Annotated in this window: 12 protein-coding genes and 3 tRNA genes; 2 read left to right on the forward strand and 13 right to left on the reverse strand. The window is 57.3% G+C overall.

Annotation, left to right across the window (positions count from 1 at the left end; all coding sequences use genetic code 11):
• Positions 1 to 13 precede the first annotated feature (13 nt).
• The 5 genes from tsaA to rimO form a co-directional block, all read right to left on the reverse strand.
• Positions 14 to 709: a tRNA (N6-threonylcarbamoyladenosine(37)-N6)-methyltransferase TrmO gene (gene tsaA / locus RHM56_RS03525; protein WP_322238648.1), complete on the reverse strand. Its 696-nt coding sequence runs from the start codon at positions 707 to 709 to the stop codon at positions 14 to 16.
• A gap of 45 nt (positions 710 to 754) precedes the next feature.
• On the reverse strand, positions 755 to 1216 hold the full coding sequence (locus tag RHM56_RS03530) for a DUF1456 family protein (protein WP_322238650.1): 462 nt from the start codon (positions 1214 to 1216) through the stop codon (positions 755 to 757).
• Positions 1217 to 1292: 76 nt separating this feature from the next.
• The gene (locus RHM56_RS03535) at positions 1293 to 2003 is read right to left on the reverse strand and encodes an rRNA pseudouridine synthase (RefSeq protein ID WP_322238652.1); all 711 of its coding nucleotides are present in this window, start codon (positions 2001 to 2003) and stop codon (positions 1293 to 1295) included.
• 71 nt (positions 2004 to 2074) lie between these two features.
• A complete protein-coding gene (locus RHM56_RS03540; protein ID WP_322238654.1) occupies positions 2075 to 2539 on the reverse strand; it encodes a GNAT family N-acetyltransferase in 465 nt (154 codons plus the stop codon).
• Between the two features lie 103 nt (positions 2540 to 2642).
• A complete protein-coding gene (rimO, locus tag RHM56_RS03545) occupies positions 2643 to 3980 on the reverse strand; it encodes a 30S ribosomal protein S12 methylthiotransferase RimO (RefSeq protein WP_322238656.1) in 1338 nt (445 codons plus the stop codon).
• 363 nt (positions 3981 to 4343) lie between these two features.
• Here rimO and RHM56_RS03550 point away from each other — a divergent pair, with 363 nt between their 5' ends.
• Complete coding sequence (locus RHM56_RS03550) at positions 4344 to 6245, forward strand: potassium transporter Kup (protein ID WP_322238658.1); 1902 nt, start codon at positions 4344 to 4346, stop codon at positions 6243 to 6245.
• Positions 6246 to 6329: 84 nt separating this feature from the next.
• Here the strand turns inward: RHM56_RS03550 and RHM56_RS03555 are convergent, their stop codons facing one another.
• The 5 genes from RHM56_RS03555 to RHM56_RS03575 form a co-directional block, all read right to left on the reverse strand.
• Positions 6330 to 7628: a virulence factor family protein gene (locus RHM56_RS03555; protein ID WP_322238660.1), complete on the reverse strand. Its 1299-nt coding sequence runs from the start codon at positions 7626 to 7628 to the stop codon at positions 6330 to 6332.
• Positions 7628 to 10270 carry a bifunctional lysylphosphatidylglycerol flippase/synthetase MprF gene (mprF, locus tag RHM56_RS03560; protein ID WP_322238662.1) on the reverse strand — a complete coding sequence of 881 codons (2643 nt, stop codon included), beginning with the start codon at positions 10268 to 10270 and terminating at the stop codon, positions 7628 to 7630. Before mprF ends, RHM56_RS03555 begins: the two co-directional genes overlap by 1 nt.
• A 257-nt stretch (positions 10271 to 10527) precedes the next feature.
• Positions 10528 to 10604 (reverse strand) — tRNA-Met (locus RHM56_RS03565).
• 162 nt (positions 10605 to 10766) lie between these two features.
• Positions 10767 to 10843, reverse strand: a tRNA-Met gene (locus tag RHM56_RS03570).
• Between the two features lie 210 nt (positions 10844 to 11053).
• Positions 11054 to 11130: transfer RNA gene (locus tag RHM56_RS03575), tRNA-Met, on the reverse strand.
• A 286-nt stretch (positions 11131 to 11416) separates the two neighbouring features.
• On the opposite strand from RHM56_RS03575, the gene dinB reads away from it, so the two are divergent.
• Entirely contained in the window at positions 11417 to 12484 is a 1068-nt protein-coding gene (dinB, locus tag RHM56_RS03580; RefSeq protein WP_322238664.1) for a DNA polymerase IV, read from the forward strand.
• Positions 12485 to 12616: 132 nt separating this feature from the next.
• On the opposite strand, the gene RHM56_RS03585 is transcribed toward dinB, so the two are convergent.
• The 3 genes from RHM56_RS03585 to RHM56_RS03595 form a co-directional block, all read right to left on the reverse strand.
• Positions 12617 to 13570, reverse strand: coding sequence for a hypothetical protein (locus RHM56_RS03585; protein ID WP_322238666.1), 954 nt, complete (start codon positions 13568 to 13570; stop codon positions 12617 to 12619).
• Positions 13571 to 13588: 18 nt separating this feature from the next.
• Positions 13589 to 15304, reverse strand: coding sequence for a proline--tRNA ligase (locus RHM56_RS03590; RefSeq protein ID WP_322238668.1), 1716 nt, complete (start codon positions 15302 to 15304; stop codon positions 13589 to 13591).
• 100 nt (positions 15305 to 15404) lie between these two features.
• Positions 15405 to 16952, reverse strand: a complete 1548-nt coding sequence (locus RHM56_RS03595; RefSeq protein WP_322238671.1) for an AmpG family muropeptide MFS transporter — start codon at positions 16950 to 16952, stop codon at positions 15405 to 15407.
• Between the last annotated feature and the right edge of the window lie 25 nt (positions 16953 to 16977).

The following is a 16977-nucleotide window of genomic DNA, read 5'->3' on the forward strand; positions in this document are numbered from 1 at the left end:
ATTTGGTTTGTGATTACTGCTTTGGAATAACCTCAAGCACGCGGATAACGCCGGGCTCAGGGTAATGCCAGCGAACGTCCAGGTCCCAAAACTGTGCGCCGTATTCACGTTTAGCGGTAGGGGTTTGGTAGGCGGGACGTGGGTCTTGGGCCAAACATTGCTCAATCAGCGCCACCAGAGGCTCCTGAAGACGCAGAGCCTGGGCGTGTGCTTGATGCAGGGCTGCCTCAGCCCAGTACACAGGGATCAGCACTGGCGCCGCGCTAGCCATGCTATTGCTGGCGCTGTCGATAATATCGGCGTAGGGCACATAGGGTTTGATGTCGAGAATCGGCGTACCGTCGAGCAGGTCTATTCCCGAGATATGCAGTCGGTTGGCTTCTACCTTGTCCAGCTTGACCACCGATTGGCCGATGCCATTGGGGCGATGCGTGGCGCGAGTGGCAAACACCCCCATGGATTTATTACCGCCCAGTCGTGGCGGGCGCACCTTGAGCCGAGGCTTGTCTTCCAGCGCCTGGTGAAACACAAACAGCAACCAGACATGACTGACCTGTTCCAGGCCCTGCACTGCATCGCCCTGATCGAACGGCGCAACCAGTTCCAGCACGCCACGGGCGGCCGGGGCCAACTGGGGTTGGCGCGGAATGGCGAACTTCTCCTTGAAACAGGAGCGCACAAAACCGATAGGGGAAACGGTGTAAGTCATCGAGAGAAACCCTGCGGCAGCGGCTACAAAGGCGACAGGTGTGTGTCAGCCGCGAACCCGCAGGGTTAGACCCTTGAGGAAGTTGCGCAGCAACTGGTCGCCACACGTGCGGTAGTTGGTGTGGCCGAACTTGCGGAACAAGGCGCTCAGCTCAGGCTTGGAGACCGGGAACTCGGCAGCCTTGAGGATCGCGTGCATGTCGTCTTCTTTGAGTTCGAAGGCTACGCGCAGCTTTTTCAGGATGATGTTGTTGGTCACGGGCAATTCAACAGGCTGCGGTGGACGGCTTTCGTCCTTGCCGCGCTTGAACACCACCAGGCCATCAAGAAAGTGCGCCATGACATTGTCCGGGCAGCGCACAAAGCCTTCTTCTTCGTCTTTTTTCAGGTAGGTCAGGACGTCTTCTTTGGTCACGTCCAAGCCACCGAGCTTGATGATTTCGACAACTTTGTTGTCGCTGATGTCCAGCATGTAGCGCACGCTGCGCAGTACGTCGTTATGAATCATGTGAGCAATCCTGATATTCAGCAGTGAGCACCGCAGGCAAGGCTGCGGTGTCGAAATGTGCGGGGTGGGGCCGTCTTTAGAACTTTTCTTTGGCGGTCATGTAGCGCCATTGGCCTACGGGCAGCTTGCCCATCGACACGCCGCCAATACGAATTCGGCGGATTGAGATGACGGTAAGGCCTACGGCTTGGCAGAACAGTGCGATCACACCCGGCTGCGGATTCTTCATCGCAAAGCGTAGGCGGTTTTCACTCTGCCAGCTGGCTTTGACGGCAGGCAGTTCTCGACCCTTGTAGGTCATGCCGTGATTGAGTCGGTTCAAACCGTGGGGAGCCATCTCGCCAGAGACTTCAACCACGTACTCCTGCTCAATCTTGTTGGCATCGGCGGTCAGCTTGCGAACGATTTTCCAGTCCTGAGTGAACACCAGCAAGCCGCTGGCGTTGGCTTGTAACTCGTTGCCAACGGTCAGGCGCAGAAAGTGCCCTTTGAGCGGGCGCTTGCCGTAGCGGTGCTCTTCACTCAGGGTGTCCGGGGTAATCAGTTGCAGAGCGCTGTCGGTGTCCAGGCCAGCAGGGGCGTTGAGCAAAATGGTCACAGGCTCTGGCGCAGTGGCCTTGGCTTGCGGGTCCAGCTCGACCTTTTGGTTGTCGACCTTGAATTGCGGTTCGTCGATGACTTCGCCATCTACCGTGACCCAGCCACCTTCAATGAACAGTTCGGCCTCACGGCGCGAGCAGCCGACGAGTTCGATGAGGCGTTTGGAGAGACGTATCGGTTCAGACATGACAGGGGCCGTAATGGAATTGGGCGGGTATTGTACCCGCCTGGCGCCGGTTAAGCCCGGCAACATTTGCCTTATGCGCGTGCCGGGCGTTTATACCGCAGGTGGAGCAGCGGGTAAGGGTGGCCCATACCGTCCTTTTCACTGCGCCCAATGACCTCAAAACCTTGTTTGAGGTAAAAACCAGTGGCTTGCGGATTTTGCTCGTTAACGTCCAGCAATTCAGCGTTCAGTTCGCTGATGGCGAACATGAGCAGGAATTTGCCAACCCCTTGCCCGCGGTAATCAGGGTGGATGAAGAGCATTTCCACCTTGCCTGCTGCCACGCCGGCAAAGCCAGCAATGCGTTTGCTGATCGGATCTTTGCAACAGATCAGCATCACGGCGTCCAAGTATTGGTCTCTGACCAATTGGCGCAGTAACACAATATAGCTGTCAGGCAGAAAATCATGGGTGGCGCGAACCGAGGCTTCCCATACCTTGGCTAGTGCATCGAAATCTGTGGAATGTGGTGTAGTAACGGCCCATTTGTGTTGCATCGTGCGTGTCTCCTGACACTGATGATTGAAGAGCCTCCTAACAATAGCCGTAAAAAAAGCCCTGACGCGAGTGCGGCAGGGCTTTTTGAGAACTGATCGCTGTTTAGAGCGCTTCAGCCCACAGGTCATACTCATCGGCGTCCGTCACGCGGCACATGATCTTGTCGCCCGGCTTTATGTCTTTCTCGGTGGCGATAAACACGTTGCCGTCGATTTCAGGGGCGTCGAAGAAGCAACGGCCCACTGCGCCTTGCTCGTCAACTTCGTCGATCAGGACTTCAATTTCCTTGCCGATCTTCAACTGCAGGCGTGCGGCGCTGATGGCCTGCTGGTGAGCCATGAAGCGCTCCCAACGATCTTGCTTGATGTCGTCCGGTACGATAGCTGCGTCCAGCAGGTTGGCGGGTGCGCCTTCGACTGGCGAGTACTGGAAGCAACCCACGCGGTCCAGTTGTGCTTCGGTCAGCCAGTCCAGCAGGTACTGGAAGTCTTCTTCGGTTTCACCCGGGAAGCCGACGATAAAGGTCGAGCGGATGATCAGGTCCGGGCAGATGACGCGCCAGTTTTTGATCCGGGCCAGGGTCTTGTCTTCAAATGCCGGGCGCTTCATGGCCTTGAGCACTTTCGGGCTGGCGTGCTGGAAGGGGATATCCAGGTACGGCAGGATCTTGCCAGCGGCCATCAACGGGATCAGTTCGTCAACGTGCGGGTACGGGTAAACGTAGTGCAGGCGGACCCAAACGCCCAGGCTGCTCAGCGCTTCGCAGAGTTCGGTCATGCGGGTTTTAACCGGCGCGCCGTTCCAGAAACCGGTGCGGTATTTCACATCAACGCCGTAGGCGCTGGTGTCCTGGGAAATAACCAGCAGCTCTTTAACGCCTGCTTTAACCAGACGCTGGGCTTCGTCGAGCACATCGCCCACCGGACGGCTAACCAGTTTGCCGCGCATCGAAGGAATGATGCAGAAGCTGCAGCTATGGTTACAGCCTTCGGAGATCTTCAGGTAGGCATAGTGGCGCGGGGTCAGCTTGATGCCTTGAGGTGGCACCAGGTCGATCAGTGGGTTGTGATCCTGGCGCGGGGGTACGACCTGGTGCACAGCGTTCACGACTTGTTCGTACTGCTGCGGACCGGTCACGGCCAATACACTTGGGTGCACGTCGCGGATGTTGCCTTCTTCGACACCCATGCAGCCGGTCACGATGACCTTGCCGTTTTCCTTGATGGCTTCACCAATCACTTCCAGCGATTCAGCCTTGGCGCTGTCGATGAAGCCGCACGTGTTGACCACCACGACGTCGGCGTCCTGGTAGGTGGAGACGACGTCATAGCCTTCCATACGCAGTTGCGTAAGGATGCGCTCGGAGTCGACCAGCGCTTTCGGGCAACCCAAGGAAACAAACCCGACCTTCGGGTTGGCTGGCGTGGTAACGGTGGACATGGCGAACCTCGGTATGTAGTGACGTTACATGCCCGTAAAGGCTGCACGACGAACGGGCGCTCAGGGTCTGTTGCCTTTTATTGGCGCCACGATGCGGCTCTCAATAAAGCGGCCACAGACCCTCTGCGCCTCTAATCAAAAAAAGTGCGCAATTTTAGCTATGGTCAACGCACTTGACCAGCGTTATACGGGGATTTACGACGAGTGCTGCGCTATGCTGCGCGCCGTTGCGAAATCAGGTTTTAAATGGACCTGACTTCGTAGGTAAAAGTCGTGGTTAACAGTCAGAAAATCAGAGCATGCTGCACATCAAGTGCGGCGCTCGCCATTAAGAAGCACGGTCCAAGGTCGTAGGAGTGGTTAATGGGGCAGCTCAGTAGTCAGGCAACAGAAGACGGTCACTCAAAGGCCAAACCCATCGGGATGCTGGTTGCTGCTGTCGGTGTGGTGTATGGCGATATTGGCACCAGCCCGCTGTATACCCTCAAAGAGGTGTTTACCGGGGGGTATGGCGTTCAGGTCAACCATGATGGCGTCTTCGGTATTTTGGCGTTAATCCTGTGGTCATTGATCTGGGTCGTTTCGATCAAGTACGTGTTGTTCATTCTGCGTGCCGACAACGAAGGCGAGGGCGGGATCATGGCCCTGACAGCGCTGGCGCGTCGGGCGGCTTCGCCCTATCCCAGGCTGCGTTCGGTGCTGGTGATTCTGGGGTTGATCGGCGCCTCGCTGTTTTATGGTGACAGCATGATCACACCGGCCATTTCGGTATTGTCCGCGGTTGAGGGGCTGGAGTTGGCGTTCAGTGGCCTGGATCGCTGGGTCGTGCCACTCGCACTGATCGTATTGATCGCGCTGTTTTTGATCCAGCGACGCGGCACGGCCACGCTGGGCAAGCTGTTTGGCCCGATTATGGTGCTGTGGTTTGTGGTGCTGGGCGTGCTCGGTGTTCATGGCATTTCGCAACACCCCGAAGTGCTTAACGCGTTGAACCCGATCTGGGGCGTGCGTTTTTTCGTTTCTCATCCAGGCATGGGCGTGGCCATTTTGGGCGCTGTGGTGCTGGCGCTGACCGGTGCCGAAGCGCTGTACGCTGACATGGGGCACTTTGGGCGCAAGCCGATTGCTCGCGCCTGGTTCATCCTGGTGTTGCCAGCGCTGGTGCTCAACTACTTCGGTCAAGGTGCCTTGTTGCTGGAAAACCCGGAGGCAGCGCGCAACCCGTTCTACCTGCTGGCACCAAGCTGGGCGTTGATCCCTTTGGTGGTGCTGGCCACGCTGGCCACCGTCATCGCTTCTCAGGCAGTGATCTCGGGGGCCTTCTCCTTGACCCGTCAGGCGATTCAGTTGGGTTACATCCCGCGCATGCATATTCAGCACACCTCCAGTGCTGAGCAGGGCCAGATCTACATCGGTGCCGTGAACTGGTCATTGATGGTCGGCGTTATTTTGCTGGTGCTGGGCTTTGAGTCTTCAGGCGCGCTGGCTTCGGCTTACGGTGTGGCCGTGACCGGGACCATGTTGATCACCAGTATTCTGGTGTCGGCGGTCATGTTGCTGCTATGGAAATGGCCGCCTGTGTTGGCGGTGCCGGTGTTGATCGGTTTTCTGCTGGTGGATGGCGTGTTCTTCGCTGCCAACGTGCCGAAAATTGTCCAGGGCGGTGCCTTCCCGGTTTTGGCGGGGATTGTGTTGTTTGTTCTGATGACCACCTGGCGGCGCGGTAAGCAGTTGCTGGTCGACCGTCTGGATGAAAGCGCGTTGCCGCTGCCGCTGTTTATCAGCAGCATTCGGGTGCAGCCTCCGCATCGTGTCCAGGGGACAGCTATTTTCCTGACGGCAAGGCCAGACGCTGTGCCGCACGCGTTGTTGCACAATTTATTGCATAACCAGGTGCTGCACGAGCAAGTGGTTTTGCTCACTGTGGTCAACGAAGACTCGCCACGGGTGCCAGCCCAGCGGCGTTTCGAGGTTGATGCTTATGGTGAAGGGTTCTTCCGGGTGATCTTGCACTTCGGTTTTATGGACGAGCCGGATGTGCCGCAAGCGCTGAAACTGTGCCACCTCGATGAGCTGGACTTCAGCCCGATGCGGACCACGTACTTCCTGAGTCGTGAAACAGTTATCGCGTCCAAGTTGGTAGGGATGGCGCGTTGGCGCGAAGGGTTGTTTGCCTTCATGTTGAAGAACGCCAACGGTAACCTGCGGTTCTTCAATCTGCCGGTTAACCGAGTCATCGAACTGGGTACTCAGGTCGAGATGTAAGTCGGGACGAGCGACATAAAAAAACCCGGCTCGTTAGAGTCGGGTTTTTTTTTTGTGGCACTGAAGGGCGTGCCTCTCAGGTATTTACTCGGACTGGGTTACTGGGGCCGTGGCTTCGTGTTTTTTGATGGAGTCCACCAGGCGCTTGGCCAGTGCCGGGTAGTTTTCATCAAAGTGATGCCCGCCTGGCAGCTTCATGGTTTCACCGACCGCAGTCTTGGCGGTACAGCCGCTCTCGTCAATTTCTTCTGCACCATAGACGCACAACACTTTAGCTGCTGGCAGTTTGGCCATTTCAACACCGGTGTCGGCCTCGGCCCCGGCTTTGCCCAACCAGCCATCGACATGGATTTCAAAGCTGCCAGTGCGTGCAAAGGCCAGCAGGATAATGCTCTCGACCCGATTTTGCTCCGCTTCCGGCAGGCGATTGTAGATGGCGGGCAATACATCCGCGCCAAACGAGTAACCCACGAGTACAAAACGCTTGGTGCCCCACTTTTGACGGTAGTGCTGCATCAGTTCTGTCAGGTCGGCAGCGGTTTGCTCCGGGGCTTTGTGCTGCCAGTAATAGCGCAAGGTATCGATACCGATGACGGGGTAGCCCGCTTTGGCCATTTCGTCGCCGATAACGTGGTCCAGGTCGGCGCGCCAGCCGCCGTCACCCGAGAGGAACAGCACCAGCGTGTCATTGGGTTTGCTGGCCGGTATTTCCATCAGGGGGAAATTCAGACCGCCGTTCTCATCGCTGACTAACAGCTTGCGCAGCTCGTTGCTCAGCACTTGCGGCTGCGGAATATCGTAATCACTGATGCTGGTTTGAGCGTTAGTCTGATCGCGAACAAAGGCGGCGTCAGAGTCTTCGGGTTCTTCGTTCCAGGCCACGAGCCAGTGCCCGTGAGCGGCCGACTTGGGTACCGGCGGTCCGCAGTCTTTTGGCGTCATCGCAAAACCGACCGACACAGCTTGCGCCTTGTCATTGGTTTGCTCCGCCAGCCAGCGCCAGGCCAGTGTTGCGCCCGGGCCAATGCCGCTCACAAGCGTGGCGGGGCCGTTCAGTTGTTGCAGGCCTGTTTGCAGGGCTTGCTGCTGCAAGGTGCAATCATCCTTTGGCAGGATCACTTGCACCAATTGCGCTGCGCCGCTGCGGCTCAGGGTCAACAGTTGCTGGTCGTTGAGCGCATCCTCGATTGGGGATGCAATCACCACATGGGCGCGAGCGGACTGGCCGGGCGTGACTTTGGTCAGTGTTGAGCCATCGGCCTGGCTCAAGTGTTCAATGGTCGGTTGCGGTACAGGGCGATTCCAGAACCAGTAGCCGCCAGCTGCAAGTGCAGCCAGTACAACAAGGGTCAGCAGTAAAAAACGCCAGGGACGATGTTTCATTAACGTTTCACCAATCCAGTCAAGCCGCCTGCAATCAGGGCAGCGGTATCAGCCAGCGCAACCAGCGGGTCAAGTCCGGCGGGCACGGCCATATAGCGGGGTTCCCAGTCGGGCTGGAATTTATCTTTAAAGCGACGCAAACCCTGGAAGTTGTACAGGTGCTCACCGCGCTGGAACAACATCGACCCCAAACGCTGGGTCAGCGGTGCGCCACGGCGTGGTTGCAGTCCTGATAATGGGACCATTCCAAGGCTGAAACGTGCGTATCCATGCTTTTTATAATGCTGGATCAGGCCGACCATCATGAACTCCATGGTCAGTTTTGGAGCCTCCGGGTGGGCGCGCATCAAGTCGAGGCTCGACAGTTCATGGCTGTGAGTTTCCAGCAGGTTGGCAAACGCCACCGGCCTACCTTCAAACCGAATGATCGCGACCCGGAAATGCTTGATGTAGTCCTCGCTGAATCGCCCCAGAGAGAAGCCTTTTTCCCGGACGTTCTTGCCGGTCAGCCAAGCATCGGAAATAACTTTTAGCTCATCCATCGGTGCTTCGCCAGGCTCGTGGATCTCCAGCGACAGGCCGTCACGGGTACCACGGTTCCAGGTGTAGCGCAGGTCTTTCATCTCTTTGCCCTTGGCTTCGAGATCAAAGCGGTGCAGATCGACCCGGGCCTCTTCGCCGAGCTTGATGGCGGTCAGGCCGATGTCCATATAAAACGGCAGGCTCTGGGCACGCACCTGATAGAACACGGGGCGGGCGTGCAGCGTGTCGCACAGGTCGCGGAACTGCCAGATCAACTCGGCACGTTGCTGGGGCGGCCCGATGGGGTCGTACAGCGCCACCAGGCTACGGCCACGACGCGCATACATCAGAAAAGCGCTGTCATCCGGATGGAACAGCAAGGCTTTGTCGCCGGTCAGCGCAAGTCCGCCATCGGGCTGGTCCGAAGCCAGCAGAATCTTCTCGGCTCTTTCCAGTTCGGCGGCGTCAGGCAGGTGCACGGTCGGGCGGGCGGTGCGCAGCAGCCAGGTCAGAGAAACGATCACCAGCAGCACGGCAGCGCCCATCAGGGAGCGCAAGCCGCGCGGGGCATCCGAGTCGAGGGTGAACTGCCACCACAGTTGATGGCTGTAAGGCACGTCTTGATAGGCGAACAGCAGCAGCCACATCGAGGCGCCCAGCACGCAGGCGCTGGCCACCAGATACAGCGGCGAGAACGGTAGCTCGGTCAGACGGCTGGGGCGGTAGAACGAGCGACGGAACAGGCCCAGCAAACTCGCGGTGAGCACCAGAATGGTCGCCTCTTCCCAGTCGAAACCTTTGAGCAGGGACAGTACGGCGCCGACCAACAGCAGCACAGTGGTCAGCATCCAGGCGGCTGACAGGCGCCGACGCAGGCCTTGAGCCAGCAACAGACACAGAACGCCGATCAAACTGGCACCGAAGTGCGAAGCGTCAATCAGGCCGGGCGGGATAAGAAAGCCGATGTGTTCAAGGCGACTGTCGATTTCTGGCGTAGCGCCTGAAAACAGCAAGACCACGCCCGACATAAATACCAGCACTGCCAGAACCGGTGCGGCCAGGCCTGAGGCTACGCGCAAACTTTGCCGGGTTTGTATCAAGCGCTGGGCTTCGTTGATCAGCAGCATCAGGCAAGCGAGCAGGAGCGGCAGAATCACATAGATCATGCGATACAGCAGCAGGGCCGCAGCCAAAGGTGCTGCGCCGAGTTTATCGGCAAAGGCCGCCAGCAGAATCGCTTCAAAAACTCCGACACCGCCGGGCACATGGCTGAGTACGCCTGCGGCCAGAGCCAGCAGGTAAACCAGCAGGAAGGGACCGAAAGGCGGCGCTTCTGGCAGCAGCAAATACAGCACAGTGGCCGCAGCGGCGACGTCCAGGGCGGTAATGACCAATTGCAGAAAGGTCAGGCGCGGGCTTGGCAGGCGCAGCGTCCGGCGTCCGGCCTTGACCAGCAGGTTGTCCGGGATGGTTTGTTCGGGCAGGCGTCGACGGTAAATCCCCAGCGCCAATAAGCCAAACAGTGCCAGTACCGCCACCGCAATCGTGCCGAGGAGGTAGGCCGGGATATGCAGGGCCGCCGCAGCAGCAGGCAGGTTGCTCAGGGTTGCCAGCGCCGCGAGAGGCGGCAGGGCGCAACCCAGCGACAGGCTGGCAAACAGCGTCATGTGCGCGACTTCAGACGCGCCGACGCCGTGGCGTGCATATAAGCGATAACGTACAGAGCCGCCGGACAACAGCGACAGGCCAATGGCGTTACCAATGGCAAACGCAGTAAAACCGCCCAGTGCCAAGGTTTTCGGGGGTAACTTGACCCCGGCATAGCGACTGGCCGACCACTCGTAGCCGAGCAGAATCAAAAAACCTACCGCCGTGGCAGCAACGGCGCCGAGCAGGGCGGGTCTGGGCACGTCCAGGATTGAGTCGTGCAGGGCGTACAGGTCGAGTTCGCTGAGCAGATGGCGGCAGGCAATCAGGGCTATGGCAAACAGCAGTAAGGTGAGAGCGAGCCCAATGGGCTGGCGATACTTGCTCAGCAGATCCAGCCAATGCAGGCGTGTTGCGGCAATCGGGTGGGCTGCTGTAACGGTTTCTTTAACTTCTGGCGAATTATCGGGCATCAATCACCTCGTGAATCGTGCGCGATAGGATGGAGGCATAGACTCAAGTTACCAATCCTTTTGGTCAAAATATTTCAAAATACTTTCAACTGTTTGCCTTATGTTCAGGTTTGGACTGTGAAAAAAAGGTAATTGCTGTCGCTGAGCATAGACGAGCCAGTGTTCAGATATATGACAGAAGCCTTAAGCAGGCTGGGAAAGCACTTTTCTATCGCGCACAAAAAAGGCCACTCTTTCGAGTAGCCTTTTTCGATGTTTGGTTGCGGGAGCCGGATTTGAACCGACGACCTTCGGGTTATGAGCCCGACGAGCTACCAGACTGCTCCATCCCGCGTCTGTGTGGGCGCATTCTACAGATGAACGCTGGAGTGTCAACCTTAAATCGCGTAACTGATTGAAATACCCGGTTTTAATCTAGCTGCTCCGATAGGTGGAGGAGGGTAAAAATACACGCGCACAAAAAAGGCCACTCTTTCGAGTAGCCTTTTTCGATGTTTGGTTGCGGGAGCCGGATTTGAACCGACGACCTTCGGGTTATGAGCCCGACGAGCTACCAGACTGCTCCATCCCGCGTCTGAGGTGCGCACTCTACAGTGATGAGCGAGTGAGTCAACCTTTAATGCACAAATGGGCTAAATAAGTACCTGTCTGTAGGAGCGAGCTTGCCTCGCGATCTTTTTAAAGATCAAAAGATCGCGAGGCAAGTTCGCTCCTACGGGTTTTGGTGCTAAAAACCAGCGCGCACAAAAAAGGCCACTCTTTCGAGTAGCCTTTTTCGATGTTTGGTTGCGGGAGCCGGATTTGAACCGACGACCTTCGGGTTATGAGCCCGACGAGCTACCAGACTGCTCCATCCCGCGTCTGTGGGGCGGATTCTACAGTGATACGCGATGCTGTCAAACCTTAATTTAGAAAAAAGTCTTCTGGTTCAATCGCTTAGATAAAACTGCTGGTTATAAAAATGGCTGCAAGCCGTATAGCGCATGGGATACAGCGCTATTAGGGGGGCACAATTGATTAGGAAAATAAATCCATACCACTTCGGCCGCGCTTGTCGGAGTCATCAACACTACTGGTGCTATATACAGTTCTCGGTGACATACTGGCGACCTGCATTGCCTACCCCTTTGAAGAACATTGCCTTACATGACGCAGCGCAAAATCATCCACGTCGACTGTGACTGTTTCTATGCCGCTATTGAGATGCGTGATGACCCGAGCCTGGCGAACAAGCCCATGGCCGTCGGGGGCTCTGCCGACCGGCGCGGGGTGATTTCAACCTGTAACTACGAAGCAAGGGCGTATGGCGTGCGTTCGGCGATGGCGTCTCGACATGCCCTCAAGCTGTGTCCGGACCTGATCATCGTTAATGGCCGGATGGATGCTTATAAAGAAGCCTCAAAAGAAATCCATAGCATCTTGCGCGATTACACCGAGTTGATTGAGCCGCTGTCATTGGATGAGGCCTATCTGGATGTGTCCGATAGCCCGCATTTTGGTGGCAGTGCCACGCGCATTGCTCAAGACATTCGGCGCCGGGTCTCGAATCAGTTGCACATCACGGTATCGGCGGGTGTGGCGCCGAACAAATTTCTGGCCAAGATCGCCAGTGACTGGAAAAAGCCCAACGGACTGTTTGTGATCACCCCAGATCAGGTTGAAGACTTTGTCTCTGCGCTGCCGGTCAACAAGCTGCATGGGGTGGGCAAAGTCACGGCGGACAAGCTGGGGCGACTGGGGATTGAAACCTGCCAAGACCTGCGCGAATGGAAGAAGCTGGCGCTGGTGCGTGAATTCGGCAGTTTTGGTGAGCGATTGTGGGGGTTGGCACGTGGGATTGATGATCGGCTGGTGCAAAGTGACAGTCGACGCCAGTCAGTCAGCGTCGAAAATACCTACGACACAGACTTGCCGGATCTGGCCACCTGCCTGGAAAAGCTTCCCGAGCTTCTGGAGACGTTGAACAGGCGCATCAGCCGAATCGACAGCAGCTATCGCCCCGGAAAACCATTCGTCAAAGTTAAATTTCACGACTTTACCCAAACCACGCTGGAGCAATCCGGAGCGGGGCGGGACCTTGAAAGTTATCAGGGGTTGTTAAGCCAGGCATTTGCACGCGGCGCCAAGCCCGTTCGATTATTGGGGCTGGGCGTGCGTTTACATGATGTGAGCAGTGCTCATGAACAGCTGGAGTTGTTCGCGAGACTCCCGTAGCTGCCGCGACGCCCCTGGTGTGGGAGTCTGGCTTGCCAGCGATGCAGGCGACGCGGCGTGTCTGATACACCTTGTCGACTCAATCGCTGGCAAGCCAGCACCCGCAGGTCTACAGCCAAAAGCGGTGCTGGTTTAGCTAACCCCAGGGTCCGCTACCAGTCGGCCTGCGTTCTTGGTCAGAGACTGAAGGAATTCACGCTGCAACTCAGGATCGTTGCGTGTGAGTTCGATCAGGCTTTGTTCCAGTTCGCTGGCTTCTTCTTCCAGCCCCAGTTCTGACAAGCGTTTGACCCGGTGAACCCATTGGTTGACATCGTCACCCTCAAGGTCATCGTAGATCAGGTTGTGCGCTTCGAGCAATTTGCCACGCAGGTTGCTGCTGATCGACAAGGTCGAGTTTGAGTGAGTTTCGTCCTGGGCATCTTCGACGGTAATGGTCAGTTTGTTAACGTGATTCAGGTCTTGCTCGGCAAACGGGCTGTCGAGCAAGTTGAGGCGCAACACACCATTGCGGTCAGTGGTCAGCTCGTGGCTTTGCTTGCCTGCACTGACGATGACCGGGCGTTCAGCCCACGGCAGGCTTGAATACTCCAGCCGCTTGTCGCGTTGAACCTCGTCAATGCCAGCCAGATTCTGCTCGGCGCGGCCATGGGATTGCACGTTCATGGCCGGGTTAATGCCCGCAAATCCGTAACTGATCCAGTCTTTGGTGACGCTGTCCGGTAATTGCCCAAACATGAACACGTTCAGTACATTGGCGCCGACACCGGCCACAATCGCGACCGCGCCCAGCGGGACTTCGTAGATTTCACGCCACGGCTGGTAGGGCGTGTAACGGTCGTAATGACGGGTGACATCGAACTCAGTGACTTCAAACGTCTTTTGTTCATTGATGCGCACACGGCGTTGCGGCAGTTCCAGCACAGACGGTGAACCGACATCAATCTGCAGTTCATGTGCGAGCAGTTTGCGCTCAATGCGCTCCTCGTGTTCGCTGCGTTGCGACATGTGATTGGCACAGCCGCTCAACAGCAGGGCGCCGCACATGGCGGCGCCCCCGAGGGTTAAGGTACTTCGATTGAACATGGCGTCTCTAATCTGGGTTCAGCGACGGATGCGCGCCTGAAGGAAGGCCAGGACGTCAGCAACGGGCAGGGCTTGCGGCTCTGCTTCGGTGCGGCTCTTGTATTCCAGATTGCCTTCGGCCAGACCACGGTCACTGACAACGATCCGGTGCGGGATGCCGATCAGTTCCATGTCTGCGAACTTGATGCCTGGGCTGGTTTTCTTGTCACGGTCGTCCAGCAGCACTTCAAAACCGGCAGCGGTCAGTTGTGCATACAGTGCGTCGGTGGCTTCGCGCACGGCTTCAGTTTCGTAGCGCAGGGGTACCAGGGCAACCTGGAAAGGTGCCAGCGCGTCGCTCCAGATGATGCCGCGTTCGTCGTTGTTCTGCTCGATGGCCGCAGCCACCACGCGAGAAACGCCGATGCCGTAGCAACCCATGGTCAGGGTCACAGGCTTGCCGTTTTCGCCCAGTACCTGGCACTTCATCGCTTCGCTGTACTTGGTGCCCAGCTGGAAGATGTGGCCGACTTCGATGCCGCGCTTGATTTCCAGCGTGCCTTTGCCGTCCGGGCTTGGATCGCCCGCGACCACGTTGCGCAGGTCGGCAACGGTAGGTACTGGCAGATCGCGCTCCCAGTTCACGCCGAAGTAGTGTTTGTCGTCGATGTTGGCACCCACACCAAAGTCGCTCATTAGCTCGACCGACCGGTCAATGATGCACGGCAGTGGCAGGTTCAGCGGGCCCAGGGAGCCAGCACCGGCGCCGATCGCGTCACGCAGTTCAGCGTCTGAGGCCATGGTCAACGGGCTTGCTACCAGAGGATGGTTGCCAGCCTTGATTTCGTTGAGTTCGTGATCGCCACGGATCACCAGCGCGATCAGTTTGCCTTCTTCGGCAGCGTGAACGATCAGGGTCTTGACGGTCTTTTCGATTGGCAGGTTGTAGCCTTCTACCAATTGGGCAATGGTTTTGGCGTCTGGGGTGTCGACCAGGCGAAGCTCTTCGGTGGCCGCACCGCGCGAGGTTTCGGCTGGAACCGCTTCGGCCTTCTCGATGTTGGCGGCGTAGTCGGAGCCATTGCTGAACACGATGTCGTCTTCACCGGACTCGGCCAGTACGTGAAACTCGTGGGAGCCAGCGCCACCGATGGAGCCGTTGTCGGCTTCAACCGGGCGGAAGTTGACGCCCAGGCGAGTGAACACGTTGCAGTAGGCTTGGTGCATGCGGTCATAAGTGATCTGCAGCGATGCCTGGTCTGCGTGGAACGAATAGGCATCTTTCATGATGAATTCGCGACCGCGCATCAAACCGAAGCGTGGGCGGATCTCGTCACGGAACTTGGTCTGGATTTGATACAGATTGATCGGCAACTGCTTGTAGCTGTTCAGCTCGTTGCGGCACAGATCGGTGATGACTTCTTCGTGGGTTGGGCCCACGCAGAACTCGCGACCGTGGCGATCTTTAAGGCGCAGTAACTCTGGGCCGTATTCTTGCCAGCGACCAGACTCTTGCCACAATTCAGCCGGCTGAATGCTCGGCATCAGCACTTCCAGAGCGCCTGCAGCGTCCATTTCTTCGCGAACAATGGCTTCGGCCTTGCGCATGATCCGCAAGCCCATGGGCAGCCAGGTGTAAAGGCCAGAAGCCAGTTTGCGAATCATGCCGGCGCGCAGCATCAGCTGATGGCTGATAACGACCGCGTCCGAAGGCGTTTCTTTCTGTGTGGCGAGCAAATATTGACTGGTGCGCATGAGTAGTCGTTGCCGTTGCTGGTGACTAAAAGTGATTGGGCATTGTACGGGCGAGATGTGTTTGCGTACAGGCCAGGGGAGGGAGCGCTGCTCCCTCCGCTTATTCGGGGTGTTTTTCGACGTCTTCGACGGGTTTCAGGCGCGCCCTGCGGGTTTCCTGATACCAGTGCAGGCTGATCAGCAGCAGTGTCGGAATGCCCATCAGTGCGGTGATGATAAAGAAGTTGTGATAGCCAAACTTCTCGACCATGACCCCTGAATAGCCGCCCATCAAACGCGGAAGCAACAGCATGATCGAACTGAGCAGGGCGTATTGGGTGGCGGAAAACTTGAGGTTGGTGAGGCTCGACAGGTAGGCCACGAAGGCTGAGGTGGCGAGGCCAGAGCTGAAGTTGTCGAGCGAAATCGTGACAATCAGCATCTGCAGGTTCGGGCCCATGTCGGCCAGCAGCATAAATAGAAGGTTTGTGGCGGCGGACGCGGCTCCGCCAATCAGCAGAATCGGCAAAATGCCGAAACGCACAATCAGCAAACCGCCCATACCGGCCCCGAGAAGGGTCATGATCAGGCCGAAAATCTTGCTCACGCCTGCTATTTGATCTTTGGTGAAACCTTGGTCGATATAGAACACGTTGGCCATCACGCCCATGACCGTGTCCGACATGCGATAGGTCGCAATCAAGCCGAGCAGCAGTAACGCTTGCCAGCGATAGCGCACGATAAAGTCGTTTACCGGTGTCAGAACCGGCGCCAATCCGCGTCGTCCCATTGATGACAAGCACAGTACAGTCAGCACGGTGTAGAGGATGGCACGCAGGAAAGCCCGATCCTCCATCACCAGTTTCATGGGGCTTACGCCTTCAAATAGCACGCCTGCAAAGTTGGTGTTGTACAGCTGAGTGAACATGGCCGGGACGGAAACCAGCAGCACGATCAGTACGAAAACCGAGGCCAGTTGATGGACAAAGCTATAGCGCCCTGCAGATAACTGAGTCTTCAAGGTTACTGGCGGTTCGCGCATGAAAAAGGTGGTGAGCAGCGCCGGAACCATCAGCAGCCCGAAGAGCACATAGGTGCCGGTCCAGGCGGAGTGTTTGTAGTTGAAGCCTGTCGAGCCGAACCCTTCGGCAAAAAATAGTGCGCCCGCTGTGGCCAGCAACGCAGCCACCCGATAGCCGGACATGTAACTGGCGGCGAGTGCGGCCTGGCGGTTGTCGCTGGCAATTTCCAGTCGATAGGCGTCAATCGCAATGTCTTGGGTTGCGGATGCGAAAGACACGACAACGGCGATGGCAATCAACCATGAAAGGTGTTTTTGCGGGTCACAAAAACCCATGCCGATCAGGCCGAGGATTACCAGCGTCTGTGACAACACCAGCCAAGAGCGGCGTCGACCCAGTTTTCCGAGCAATGGCAAGCGCCACTGATCGAGCAGCGGCGACCACACCCATTTAAAGGCGTAGGCGAGTCCGATCAGGCTTGCATAACCGATGGTTTCACGGGCCACACCGGCTTCGCGCAACCACACAGACAGCGTTGAAAACACCAGCATGTACGGCAAACCGGCGGCGAAACCGAGCAACAACAGCACAAGGGTTGAGGGGCTGGAATAGGCAGCTAGCGCTTCGCGCCAGGTTTTACGGGGCATGGACTCGAGTCTGCCTCTGATTGCG

The organism is Pseudomonas sp. CCC3.1 (genome assembly GCF_034347405.1).
Classification (GTDB): Bacteria; Pseudomonadota; Gammaproteobacteria; order Pseudomonadales; family Pseudomonadaceae; genus Aquipseudomonas.

Coding starts and splice junctions, on each gene's coding strand:
- tsaA (WP_322238648.1), bottom strand. CDS start 709: ATGACTTACACCGTTTCCCCTATCGGTTTTGTGCGCTCCTGTTTCAAG.
- RHM56_RS03530 (WP_322238650.1), bottom strand. CDS start 1,216: ATGATTCATAACGACGTACTGCGCAGCGTGCGCTACATGCTGGACATC.
- RHM56_RS03535 (WP_322238652.1), bottom strand. CDS start 2,003: ATGTCTGAACCGATACGTCTCTCCAAACGCCTCATCGAACTCGTCGGC.
- RHM56_RS03540 (WP_322238654.1), bottom strand. CDS start 2,539: ATGCAACACAAATGGGCCGTTACTACACCACATTCCACAGATTTCGAT.
- rimO (WP_322238656.1), bottom strand. CDS start 3,980: ATGTCCACCGTTACCACGCCAGCCAACCCGAAGGTCGGGTTTGTTTCC.
- RHM56_RS03550 (WP_322238658.1), top strand. CDS start 4,344: ATGGGGCAGCTCAGTAGTCAGGCAACAGAAGACGGTCACTCAAAGGCC.
- RHM56_RS03555 (WP_322238660.1), bottom strand. CDS start 7,628: ATGAAACATCGTCCCTGGCGTTTTTTACTGCTGACCCTTGTTGTACTG.
- mprF (WP_322238662.1), bottom strand. CDS start 10,270: ATGCCCGATAATTCGCCAGAAGTTAAAGAAACCGTTACAGCAGCCCAC.
- dinB (WP_322238664.1), top strand. CDS start 11,417: ATGACGCAGCGCAAAATCATCCACGTCGACTGTGACTGTTTCTATGCC.
- RHM56_RS03585 (WP_322238666.1), bottom strand. CDS start 13,570: ATGTTCAATCGAAGTACCTTAACCCTCGGGGGCGCCGCCATGTGCGGC.
- RHM56_RS03590 (WP_322238668.1), bottom strand. CDS start 15,304: ATGCGCACCAGTCAATATTTGCTCGCCACACAGAAAGAAACGCCTTCG.
- RHM56_RS03595 (WP_322238671.1), bottom strand. CDS start 16,952: ATGCCCCGTAAAACCTGGCGCGAAGCGCTAGCTGCCTATTCCAGCCCC.